Source organism: Novosphingobium sp. CCH12-A3 (assembly GCF_001556015.1).
Classification (GTDB): domain Bacteria; phylum Pseudomonadota; class Alphaproteobacteria; order Sphingomonadales; family Sphingomonadaceae; genus Novosphingobium; species Novosphingobium subterraneum.
Window position 1 is genome coordinate 1 of the sequence record NZ_LSIA01000041.1, and the last position, 620, is coordinate 620.

Annotated in this window: 1 protein-coding gene and 1 pseudogene; both read right to left on the reverse strand. The window is 67.1% G+C overall.

Annotated elements, in window-relative coordinates; all coding sequences use genetic code 11:
- A pseudogene (locus AX703_RS03225) lies at positions 1-544 on the reverse strand (copper resistance protein B); the annotation flags it as partial.
- The coding region (locus AX703_RS28795) for a multicopper oxidase domain-containing protein (protein WP_156451888.1) at positions 544-620 on the reverse strand (77 nt) is incomplete at its 5' end. The pseudogene AX703_RS03225 and the gene AX703_RS28795, both read right to left, overlap by 1 nt.

Genomic DNA, 620 nt, shown 5'->3' on the forward strand with positions numbered 1-620 from the left:
GCGCCTGATACTCGAACAGGTTGAGCAGCACCTGCCCGAAATTGTTGCCGCCGCTATCCTTCATCATGATGTCGCGCGAGCGCGCCATCTCGCCGCCGGGAAAATCACGATCGGAGAAGTGGTCGCTTGGGGGAGGCGGCGGGGGCGCATTGCCGGCCGGAAGCGCCGTGCCGGTCATTTGCATGCCGGGCATGGCGGGCATTCCCGGCATCGTTGTCTGGCCATGCTGCGAATGGTCCATACCCGGCATCTCCGGCATCTCCGGCATCGCGGGAGACGCGGGTTGCGGCTGACCGGCCGCATCTCCCTGCGGCGCAGGACTGGCCTGGTGCTGCGAATGGTCCATCGCCGAGGTGGCGTCCGGCGCTGGTGTCTGAGCGCGCGGCCTGGCGGCGGCCTTGTCCTTCTTCTTCTCCTGCGCCGGCGCCACTTCGCCCGGCGGCGCCATGCCGGGCATGCCGTGCATCGAATGATCCTGGGCAAAGGCGGGCGCGGCAGCGAAAAGGGCGATCGCGCTCACCAGCGGCGTGAGGATGCGGGTCATTACGCGTCTCCCTTCGGACGGACGCTCACGACCCGCATCATCCCTGCATGCATGTGGTAGAGGAGATGACAGTGGA